The sequence below is a fragment of the Candidatus Omnitrophota bacterium genome (assembly GCA_018894435.1).
Lineage (GTDB): Bacteria > Omnitrophota > Gorgyraeia > JAHIPI01 > JAHIPI01 > JAHIPI01.
Genome location: JAHIPI010000006.1, coordinates 8,699 through 17,807, shown reverse-complemented (window position 1 = coordinate 17,807; position 9,109 = coordinate 8,699). Strand labels below are relative to the sequence as shown.

The window sequence follows — 9,109 nt, the reverse complement described above, 5'->3', positions numbered from 1 at the left end:
CGCATTACGAAAGAAGAGCTCGCTTACTAGCTTTATTCGATTCCTATTTTGTCAAATACGGTGTTATTTACCCTTACCTCTTTGCCTTTTTTTAGTCCCTGCATCAATTCTTCGTAAAGGCTTATCTGTTTTTCGATAAATAATTCGTTCTCGATCTCATTTCTAACTTCCGAAAGCTGGCGCGGTTGGGACTCTTTTCTGTCAGTTACCCTTACGATATGATAACCGAGGCCTGTTTTGACCACTCCGCTCGTATCGCCGACTTCCAGACTGTCACAGGCCTCTTCAAACTCCGGCAAAAGAGACCCTTTCGCAAAATACCCGGTATCGCCGCCCTTCGCTTTAGTCGGAATATCCAGAGAGTATTCCTCGCAGACTACCGCAAAATCCTCTCCCTTCCGAAGGTCGAACAATACCTTTTGAGCCACAACTTCGGAATCGACCAAAATGTGAGATACCCGCGTCTTTTGAGGCGCGATATATTTGTCTTTATTCGCCTCGTAATATTTTCCGATATCATCATCGGTAATCTTTATTTTGTCCGTGATCTCTATGCCGATTAACTCCTGCATCATTATCTCATCTTTTGCTTTCGAAAGAAGCTTCTTTACATTTTCATTATTCTCGAGATGCCGCCTCTTTGCCTCCCCAAGCAAAAGATGTTTATTTATCAAGCTGTCTACGAACTGCTGTTTGTTCGAGATTGCCATGCTTCGATACATCGGCGGCAACATAGCCATCTCTTCCTCGTATTCACTGATTGTAATATTCTCTCCCCCGACGCTCGCAACTACTTCACCAACCTTCACAAGTCCGCCTTTTTCTGCCGCCTGGCCTCTTATCGGAGTTTGGTCTGTTTTTTTCGCGCAGCCATAGGCAATAAAACATAATAAAATCGACAAACTTGCGCATAATGTATTAGTTATAAGTGCCTCTTTTTTTATGCGTGACATACCTTATTCCTCCCCTTTTCCTTAGCGGCGTACAACTGCTTATCCGCCTCTCGTATAATATCGTCCTTGCCTATCGATTCTCCGCCGGGGAATCTCTTGACACCTATGCCTATGCTGACCGTCAATTCAATCAAAGCTCCTTCCGGCGCGGTAATCTTGGACTCTGCTATAATCTTGCGCAGATTTTCGGCTTTTGCTATGGCGCCCCCCGCTTCTCCGGCTGTGGCCGGTTTTTCGCGTTTGGAATATGCGGCAAGGTCGGTTTCAGGCAGTATTACGGCAAATTCTTCGCCGCCATATCTGGCGCAAAGATCGACTACTCGTATATTTGATTTTATTATCCGCGCGACCTCTTTTAATATTACATCTCCCTGCTGATGGCCGTACGTATCATTGATTATTTTAAAATGGTCTATGTCGATCATAAAAACCGAAACGGGATATTTGTAACGATTGGATCGGGCTATCTCCTGCTCCAGCCGCACTTCAAAGTAAGCATGATTGTAAACCTTGGTAAGCCTGTCTAAAACAGCCAATTCCGATTGCACGGCGCTGCCGAGGGCAATGGACGCCTGCCCTATTACTGCTTGCAAAAGATATAAATCCTTCCTCAGAAACTCGTAAGCAGATTTTGCGCAAAGTGAGACCACTATTCCCATTACTTCATTCTCGACTACCAAAGGCGCAAGTACGGCATAATCCGCTTCCCGCGCAACGGCTATCTTATTTTCTTTCAGAAAATCTGCCTTAATATTTTCTTTGTCATCAAAAAATGCCAGTTCCCTGTTTTTTCTGAACACTTTAAACGGCGTATCTTCAAGGCCATAACTTGGATGTTTGAGCATTGTAATATCAATATTAAAACCGGTTTCGTATGAAAATCTGTTCGTGTTGTAGTCAATCAGGTATAATGCGGAAAGGCTTGGGACACGCTCAGATTTGCTTATTTCGCCGAAGGTTTCTATTATGAGGCGCAACAACTTGTCCTTGCTGAGAGCGGAGCTTAAAGACTGTGCGGTTTTTATAAGGTAGGATAGCTGGATATTCCTTTTTTCCGTACCTACGATTGCTTCATCAAGTTTCTTTCTAAGTAATGCTATTCGGACTTCCTGTGCGCCTATCAAAATAAGGACCATTACAATAGCGACACATAATATCGGAATGCTCAGATATAAGTTGATCATAGATACCCGCCTTCCTTTAGCCGGATTTTCTGTGGAAATATCCTCTTAGGCCCTTCAGGAAACCGTGCTGCAATTTCTGCCCTTCGCTTTTTGCTTTCTCCCTGGCCTTTTCTTCCCCTGCCTTTTCTTTTTCGGCCGTCATAACGGATTTGGGCGGCGGAGGAGGTTTTACCTTTTCTGCTTCAGGGTGATCTTTTTCTGCGCGATGAGCAGGCGTTGATTTCCCTTCTTCTTTTAGTTTCTTAGCTTTCTTTGCTTTTACCTTTTTCTCGACGATCTTTCGCTCGGTGAACTCCAGGACGGCCATCTCTGCTCCGTCGCCCGGGCGCGGCATCATGTGCAATACGCGCGTATAGCCACCTTGTCGCTTAGCGAACCTGGGGGCAATATCGTCGAAAAGCTTGTTGATCAATTCTTTTGAGCCGAGGATGCTTATCGCTCGTTTTTTTGCAGTAATTGTATTTTCTTTTCCCAGGGTAATAAGCTTGTCGGCCAAAGAGCTAGCTACTTTGGCCTTTTTATATGTCGTGGTTATATGTTCATGCAAAAGAAGGCTTCTTGCTAAGCTGCGCAAAAGCGCTTTGCGGTTAGCTGTATTTCTAGAAAGTTTATTGGTTCTCCTTCTATGCCTCATTCTTCATCCACTTTCTTTTTAGGGGCCTTCATTCCCAGCAATAATCCCATATCCTGCAATATCTTATTTATTTCACTTAAGGACTTCTTTCCGAAGTTGCGGTATTTCAGCATTTCCATCTCAGTTTTTCTTACCAAATCGCCAATGGTCTTTATCTTGGCTTCCTTAAGGCAATTTGAACTCCTGACGGAAAGCTCAAGTTCCGTAACGGGGATCTTCAGCTTCTCTATCAATTCTTTCTCTTCGGGAGATTCGCCTTCTGACTCTTCTTCCTCCGGAAGTTTGCCATAATTGACAAACGGATCCAGGTGGTTCTGCAGAATATGCGAAGCGTATAAAAGCGCGTCTTTGGGAGATATGCTGCCATTTGTCCAAATCTCCAAAATAAGCCGGTCGTAATCGGTGATCTGACCTATTCTTGTATTCTCAACCTTAAAGTTTATCTTTACAACAGGCGTAAATATAGAATCAACGGCCAATACCCCTATCGGCTGCCCTTCTTTTTTGTTTTTTTCCGACGGTACATAGCCGCGGCCCCTGCCGACCTCCAATTCCATGTTGAATTTTATCTTCTTGGCAAGCGTCGCTATATGGAGATCCGGGTTCAAGACTTCTATGGTCTCGTCCACTGTAATATCTCCTGCCTTAACCTCGCCCTTTTTGTCTACGTTTACGAAAAGGGTTTTCGGATTTTTGGTGCGGGAGCGCAGGATTATCCTTTTCACATTCAGAACTATTTCGGAGACGTCTTCCATGACGCCCGGTATAGTGCCGAATTCGTGCAGTACGCCTTCTATTTTTAATGACGTTATAGCGGCGCCCTCTATGCCCGAAAGAAGCACTCTGCGCAGCGAGTTTCCGACCGTCATTCCGTATCCGCGCTCAAACGGCTCTGCAATAAATTTCCCGTACGTATCATTGTATGTTGACTCGTCGCACTCGATGCGTTTCGGCATTTCAAAATTTTTCCAGCTAATACCCATATATGTTCCTCCGTTATTTCGAGTAAAGCTCTACGATTAATTGCTCTTGTATGGCATAACCGATATCCGCTTTAATAGGAAGCCTTTTTACTTCGCCTTTTAAACTGGCATAATCGGCTGCGAGCCATGCTGGCACTGCACGCGTATCCTTTGTGAGTTCGACGGTATCCTGTATTTTCTTTTTGAGTTTCTCGTCGGATTTTACCGTAATAACATCCCCCTCGGTTACCAGATATGAAGGAATGTTAACCTTTTTGTCATTTACACAGATCTTCCCGTGCCTAACAAGTTGCCGTGCACCCTGTCGGCTTGGCGCGAAAGGTAATCTATAAATAACGTTGTCTAACCGGCGCTCCAGAAGCTGAAGAAGGACTTCACCTGTAACGCCTTTGGAACGCTCCGCTATAAAGAAGTAGTGCCTAAACTGTCTTTCTAGTACGCCGTAAATCTTTTTAGCCTTCTGCTTTTCTCTTAACTGTATGCCATAATCTGACAGCTTGGACCTCTTCTGGCCGTGTTGGCCCGGAGCATATGCCCTCCGCGCTACGGCACACTTATCGGTATTGCACCGCGAGCCTTTAAGGAATAATTTCGTCCCTTCGCGCCTGCATAATTTACACAATGGTTTGCGTTGTCGTGCCATTTTCTCCTCTCCTAAACACGCCGTCTTTTTGGCGGCCTGCATCCGTTATGGGGTATAGGTGTAACATCTTTGATCGCTTTTATAACCAACCCCGCTGCCTGTATGGCCCGGATTGCCGATTCCCGGCCGGCGCCGGGGCCTTTTATATATACTTCCACGTCCTTAAGCCCCATCCCTACCGCCTTTTTGGCAGCATCACTGGCAGCCACCTGCGCGGCAAACGGTGTCGACTTCTTGGAACCGGAAAAACCGGTAGTGCCTGTAGATGACCAGCAGATGGTATTGCCGCTTTTATCCGTTATGGTAACAATGGTATTGTTGAAACTAGCGAGTATATGCGCTACGCCGCTTGTGATATTTTTCGCCAGCTTCTTTTTTGCTTTTGGCTTTTCTTCGGTCTTTGGCTTTTCTTCTGCCTTTGGCTTTCCCTCAACCTTTGGTTTTTCCTCAGGCATGGGCTTCTCTTCCTGCTTAGCTTTTTCGTCTATTTTAGGCTTTGCCTCTTTCGCGTCTTTGGGTTTGGGTTCTTTTGCTTCCGCCACGTTTTACTCCTTTCATTCACTCTTTACTGCCGACCTAGTCTCTTTTTGACGCACGACCCCGACGGTCTTGCGCGGCCCCTTTCTCGTGCGGGCATTTGTACGTGTCCTCTGCCCCCTTACCGGCAATGACCTGCGGTGCCTGTATCCTCTGTATGATCCTATATCAATTAACCGCTTTATATTTGCCGCCACTGACCGCCGAAGATCACCCTCTATACGGTATTCCCGCTGTATTATGGTACTCAATTTTGATATATCGTCTTCCGTAAGGCTTTTTGCCCTTACGTCCGGACTTATCCCCGCCGATTTTAATATCCGGTTAGCACTTGTTCTGCCTATGCCATGGATATAAGTCAACGCTATCTCTATTCGCTTTTCTTTGGGTATGTCAACTCCTACGATTCTTGGCACTGTTCCTCCTTATGCGGTTATCACTGTGGAGCGCCTTATGTTATAACTAGCTATCCCTGCCTCTGTTTATGCTTGGGCTCCTTGCATATGACCCTGATGATGCCTTTTCTTCTAATTATTTTGCATTTAGAGCATATTTTTCTGACACTTGATCTGACTTTCATAATATTTTCCGATTTGCCCTCTCTCGCTCGTTAGCAAATATTCTCGAGCGCCCGCCACAACGCATCGGCGGGTCCGCCTCTGGCGGAAAGTCGAGGGGCTACATTTATTACTTATTGCGATGGACTATCCGCCCCCGGGTAAGGTCATAAGGGGAGAGCTCCAGATTGACTCTGTCGCCGGGAAGAATGCGTATAAAATGCATCCGCATCTTGCCTGATACGTGGGCCAGAATCTTATGCCCGTTATCAAGTTCGACTTTGAACATCGCATTAGGAAGCGATTCCACAACCTTTCCTTCTACTTCTATCGGTTCTTCTTTTGCCATAGCGTCAAAATCTCCGGTTCTTTGGACGTTATTTCTACCGTGTGTTCAAAATGGGCGACCCGGCTCCTGTCTGCCGTCACGGCCGTCCACCCGTCCTTTAGAATACATACCTCGTATTTACCCGCCGCTACCATCGGCTCTATAGCCAATACCATCCCTTTTTCAAGTCTTGGATCACTCGCCGATTCTATCGCAGTCTTATGATCCGGAACAAAGTTCGGTATTTCAGGAGGCTCATGCAGCCTAGACCCTATGCCGTGGCCTATAAAGTCGCGGATCACGTTAAAACCTTTTGATTCCACAAAGTCTTGTATCGCGCCTGATATATCAGAGATCCTGTTTCCCGGAATGGCTTTTTCTATACCTTTTTCAAGTGATTTTTGCGCAACATCTATCAATTGCTGTGAATCCCTCCGAATATTGCCTACCGGGTAAGTGAAAGCCGCATCGGCATAGTAGCCTTCCAGCTCCACGCCGACATCGATGCTTATTATATCGCCGTCCCGTAAAACTACTTTACCGGGTATACCGTGCACTATTGTTTCATTGATCGATGTGCATATATTTGCCGGGTAATCCTTGTAGTCTTTGAAGGCAGGTTTACCACCCAGCCTTCGTATTAACGCTTCAGCGTACCTGTCCAGTTCTAACGTTTCGACGCCCGGCTTGATCTGGCTTCCGATATTGCCGAGGACCTCCGCCACAATACTGCCAGCCCTTCTCATTATGGCGAGTTCCCTCTCGGACTTCAGCTTTATCATATTTTATCAAGTCCCCGACTATGAAAAAGAGCCTTAAGCATTACATTCAATTCAGTGACATCAAGGTCGCCCGACACCTCTTCAAGGAGCCCGCTTTTCTTATAATAATCCACAAGAGGCGTCGTCTCTTCCGTATAAACCGACCATCGGCGCCTTACAGTTTCTTCAGAATCATCCTTGCGCTGGTATAATTCCCCGCCGCAATAATCGCATACACCAATTTTTTTCGGCGGTATATTCGTGACATGAAAATTTGCTCCGCACGCCTTACATACCCGCCTGCCGCTTAACCGCGAAATGCTCATCTCGAGCGATGTCTTAAAATAAAGTACCGTATCGAGCTTCTTTTCGATCTTCGCCAGCGTGGAATCTAATATCTTTGCCTGCTCAATTGTCCGCGGGAAACCATCCAATATAAAACCGCTCGCGACATCATTCTTCGTCAGGCGTTCTTTTACTATGTCTATAACCAGCTCGTCGGGCACAAGTTCGCCCTTCGTCATATATCCTTTTGCTTGCTTGCCTAGAGGACTTTCTTTCGCACCCGCATCCCTAAGCATATCGCCCGTTGATATGTGCGGGATATTGAGATCTCGCGAAAGAACCTTAGCCTGTGTACCCTTACCGGCTCCGGGAGGGCCCAAAAGCACGAGGTTCATCCCTATCTCCTCCCGCGAATTCTTCCGCTCTTCATAAAGCCTTCGTAGTGGCGCGTCAGAAGATGGGCCTCTATCTGCTGCACAGTATCAAGCATGACCCCTACTACGATCAAAAGGCTCGTCCCTCCGAAAAAGCTGGCGACAAGAAACGGAATGCCGAGTCCGTGGCTTATCAAAGTAGGTATTATAGCTATTATAGCTAGAAAAATGGAACCGGGGAGCGTTATTCTAGTCATGACGTAATCCAAAAATTCTGCCGTAGCTTTCCCGGGTCTTATGCCCGGGACAAATCCGCCGTATCGCTTCATGTTTTCGGCGACATCTATGGGGTTAAAGGTGATTGCCGCATAGAAATAAGCGAAAAATATGATAAGCAGCGAATATACGATATTATATCCCCATCCGCGTTCCGTAAGCGCGCCCGCAACCTTTTGGACAATCGGATTTGCCACAACGCTGGCTATAGTGGCCGGGAATAATATTATGCTCTGCGCAAATATTATTGGTATGACTCCTCCCTGGTTGACCCGGAGAGGTATATAAGTACTTTGGCCACCGTATATTTTACGGCCGACTATGCGTTTTGCGTATTGTATGGGTATCTTACGCTGGCCTTGCGTTATAAGTATTACTCCGGCAATAACCCCCACAAACATTACTGCCATAAGTATCAATGTTATGGGCTCTATCTGCCTCTTATCCGGCGAAAAAGGCGACGATAAGAGGTATAACTGCCCGAGCGCCATAGGTAAGCGCGAAATAATACCGGCTGTGATTATAAGAGAAATGCCGTTGCCGATACCAAACTCCTGGATCTGTTCGCCAAGCCACATTATGAAGGCAGTGCCGCTTGTAAGCGTTATAATCGTTATAAGGCGAAACGCCAATCCGCCGTAAGGCACTATTACCTCGCCCTGAAAATGCGCAGGGTTTTCGAGCCATAAAGCAATAAAATAAGACTGTATAACAGATAGCACCACCGTACCGTACCGCGTATATTGTGTTATCTTTCTTCGGCCTGCCTCGCCCTCCTTCGCCAAACGCTCAAGATAGGGTATTACGGCTGTCAAAAGCTGCAATATAATCGAGGCCGATATATACGGCATGATACCAAGGGCAAATATAGTTGCCCTGTCCATGGCACCGCCCGAAAACACATTCATAAGGCCGAATAGCGTGCCGCCTGTTGTCTCGGCTATTCTTTGAAAGAACATCATCAATTTCGCACCGTCTATGCCGGGCGTGGGTATAAAGGCGCCGACCCTGTAAACAGCGATAAGACCTAAAGTGATGAGCATCTTTTTCTTCAGGTCCGGTATCTTAAATATATTTAGAAAAGCGTTGGACATTATTTCTTCTCGGCTTTGGATTTCTTCGGCCCAGCGGCGCTTACAGGTAAAATCTCCGCTTTCCCGCCGGCTTTTACTATCTTATCGATAGCGCTCTTTGAAAAAGAATGCGCGTATACCGTTAAGGCCTTCTTAATCTCTCCGTCCCCTAAAATCTTTACGGGCTTATTCAATGTCTTTATAAGGTTTGATCCCCGCAGCTTTTTCAGGTCGACAGTTTCATCTTTTTTGAAATGATTCAATTGTTCGATATTTATAACCTGGCTTACTATTTTAAATGGGCTATTAAAGCCGCGTTTGGGTACGCGGCGTATCAGAGGCATCTGGCCTCCCTCAAAACTCAATCTCAATTTTCCGCCCGCGCCGCTTCGTGCTTTTAGGCCTTTGTGGCCTCGCGTACTCGTCTTGCCGTGGCCGGAACCCGAGCCGCGTCCGACTCTTTTCTTCTTTCTTCTCGCCCCGTAAGGTATGCCTATTTCATTTAACTTCATCAGATTATC

General features: G+C 46.3%; 13 protein-coding genes. All 13 read right to left on the bottom strand.

What is annotated here, in order from left to right:
- Positions 1–32 precede the first annotated feature (32 nt).
- On the bottom strand, positions 33–953 hold the full coding sequence (locus tag KKI13_00605) for a peptidyl-prolyl cis-trans isomerase (protein ID MBU4487557.1): 921 nt from the start codon (positions 951–953) through the stop codon (positions 33–35).
- On the bottom strand, positions 941–2,137 hold the full coding sequence (locus tag KKI13_00600) for a sensor domain-containing diguanylate cyclase (GenBank protein MBU4487556.1): 1,197 nt from the start codon (positions 2,135–2,137) through the stop codon (positions 941–943). Before KKI13_00600 ends, KKI13_00605 begins: the two co-directional genes overlap by 13 nt.
- A gap of 16 nt (positions 2,138–2,153) precedes the next feature.
- Positions 2,154–2,771 carry a 50S ribosomal protein L17 gene (rplQ, locus tag KKI13_00595; protein ID MBU4487555.1) on the bottom strand — a complete coding sequence of 206 codons (618 nt, stop codon included), beginning with the start codon at positions 2,769–2,771 and terminating at the stop codon, positions 2,154–2,156.
- Entirely contained in the window at positions 2,768–3,754 is a 987-nt protein-coding gene (locus KKI13_00590) for a DNA-directed RNA polymerase subunit alpha (protein ID MBU4487554.1), read from the bottom strand. The genes rplQ and KKI13_00590 overlap by 4 nt, the downstream gene beginning before the upstream one ends.
- Positions 3,755–3,767: 13 nt before the next feature.
- Positions 3,768–4,397, bottom strand: coding sequence for a 30S ribosomal protein S4 (gene rpsD, locus KKI13_00585; protein ID MBU4487553.1), 630 nt, complete (start codon positions 4,395–4,397; stop codon positions 3,768–3,770).
- Between the two features lie 11 nt (positions 4,398–4,408).
- The gene (gene rpsK, locus KKI13_00580; protein MBU4487552.1) at positions 4,409–4,852 is read right to left on the bottom strand and encodes a 30S ribosomal protein S11; all 444 of its coding nucleotides are present in this window, start codon (positions 4,850–4,852) and stop codon (positions 4,409–4,411) included.
- Between the two features lie 99 nt (positions 4,853–4,951).
- The gene (rpsM, locus tag KKI13_00575; GenBank protein MBU4487551.1) at positions 4,952–5,350 is read right to left on the bottom strand and encodes a 30S ribosomal protein S13; all 399 of its coding nucleotides are present in this window, start codon (positions 5,348–5,350) and stop codon (positions 4,952–4,954) included.
- Positions 5,351–5,400: 50 nt separating this feature from the next.
- The gene (gene rpmJ / locus KKI13_00570) at positions 5,401–5,514 is read right to left on the bottom strand and encodes a 50S ribosomal protein L36 (protein ID MBU4487550.1); all 114 of its coding nucleotides are present in this window, start codon (positions 5,512–5,514) and stop codon (positions 5,401–5,403) included.
- Positions 5,515–5,621: 107 nt separating this feature from the next.
- On the bottom strand, positions 5,622–5,840 hold the full coding sequence (infA, locus tag KKI13_00565; GenBank protein MBU4487549.1) for a translation initiation factor IF-1: 219 nt from the start codon (positions 5,838–5,840) through the stop codon (positions 5,622–5,624).
- Positions 5,819–6,601 carry a type I methionyl aminopeptidase gene (map, locus tag KKI13_00560; protein MBU4487548.1) on the bottom strand — a complete coding sequence of 261 codons (783 nt, stop codon included), beginning with the start codon at positions 6,599–6,601 and terminating at the stop codon, positions 5,819–5,821. The genes infA and map overlap by 22 nt, the downstream gene beginning before the upstream one ends.
- A complete protein-coding gene (locus KKI13_00555) occupies positions 6,598–7,260 on the bottom strand; it encodes an adenylate kinase (protein MBU4487547.1) in 663 nt (220 codons plus the stop codon). Before KKI13_00555 ends, map begins: the two co-directional genes overlap by 4 nt.
- 2 nt (positions 7,261–7,262) lie before the next feature.
- Positions 7,263–8,609 (bottom strand): preprotein translocase subunit SecY, encoded by a 1,347-nt coding sequence (secY, locus tag KKI13_00550; GenBank protein MBU4487546.1) that lies wholly within the window; start codon positions 8,607–8,609, stop codon positions 7,263–7,265.
- Positions 8,609–9,100, bottom strand: a complete 492-nt coding sequence (gene rplO / locus KKI13_00545; protein MBU4487545.1) for a 50S ribosomal protein L15 — start codon at positions 9,098–9,100, stop codon at positions 8,609–8,611. The genes secY and rplO overlap by 1 nt, the downstream gene beginning before the upstream one ends.
- Between the last annotated feature and the right edge of the window lie 9 nt (positions 9,101–9,109).

Coding starts and splice junctions, on each gene's coding strand:
- KKI13_00600 (MBU4487556.1), bottom strand. CDS start 2,137: ATGATCAACTTATATCTGAGCATTCCGATATTATGTGTCGCTATTGTA.
- KKI13_00555 (MBU4487547.1), bottom strand. CDS start 7,260: ATGAACCTCGTGCTTTTGGGCCCTCCCGGAGCCGGTAAGGGTACACAG.
- rplQ (MBU4487555.1), bottom strand. CDS start 2,771: ATGAGGCATAGAAGGAGAACCAATAAACTTTCTAGAAATACAGCTAAC.
- rpmJ (MBU4487550.1), bottom strand. CDS start 5,514: ATGAAAGTCAGATCAAGTGTCAGAAAAATATGCTCTAAATGCAAAATA.
- secY (MBU4487546.1), bottom strand. CDS start 8,609: ATGTCCAACGCTTTTCTAAATATATTTAAGATACCGGACCTGAAGAAA.
- map (MBU4487548.1), bottom strand. CDS start 6,601: ATGATAAAGCTGAAGTCCGAGAGGGAACTCGCCATAATGAGAAGGGCT.
- KKI13_00590 (MBU4487554.1), bottom strand. CDS start 3,754: ATGGGTATTAGCTGGAAAAATTTTGAAATGCCGAAACGCATCGAGTGC.
- rplO (MBU4487545.1), bottom strand. CDS start 9,100: ATGAAGTTAAATGAAATAGGCATACCTTACGGGGCGAGAAGAAAGAAG.
- infA (MBU4487549.1), bottom strand. CDS start 5,840: ATGGCAAAAGAAGAACCGATAGAAGTAGAAGGAAAGGTTGTGGAATCG.
- rpsD (MBU4487553.1), bottom strand. CDS start 4,397: ATGGCACGACAACGCAAACCATTGTGTAAATTATGCAGGCGCGAAGGG.
- KKI13_00605 (MBU4487557.1), bottom strand. CDS start 953: ATGTCACGCATAAAAAAAGAGGCACTTATAACTAATACATTATGCGCA.
- rpsK (MBU4487552.1), bottom strand. CDS start 4,852: ATGCCTGAGGAAAAACCAAAGGTTGAGGGAAAGCCAAAGGCAGAAGAA.